This is a genomic window from Odoribacter sp. N15.MGS-14 (assembly GCF_000980245.1).
Taxonomy (GTDB): Bacteria; Bacteroidota; Bacteroidia; order Bacteroidales; family Marinifilaceae; genus Odoribacter; species Odoribacter splanchnicus.
The window spans coordinates 1-227 of record NZ_LARE01000222.1 but is presented as its reverse complement, the minus strand read 5'-3'; the positions used below and the strand labels follow the sequence as shown (position 1 = coordinate 227).

The following is a 227-nucleotide window of genomic DNA, read 5'->3' as shown; positions in this document are numbered from 1 at the left end:
GCTAGTAATCGCGCATCAGCCATGGCGCGGTGAATACGTTCCCGGGCCTTGTACACACCGCCCGTCAAGCCATGGGAGTCGGGGGTGCCTGAAGTACGTGACCGCAAGGAGCGTCCTAGGGCAAAACCGATGACTGGGGCTAAGTCGTAACAAGGTAGCCGTACCGGAAGGTGCGGCTGGAACACCTCCTTTCTGGAGAGTACGATTACTTAAAGATGAATACGAAT

Annotated in this window: 1 rRNA gene; it reads left to right on the top strand. The window is 55.9% G+C overall.

The features are described from left to right. Positions 1-192, top strand: a 16S ribosomal RNA gene (locus WS34_RS15265); the annotation flags it as partial. Positions 193-227: the final 35 nt, after the last annotated feature.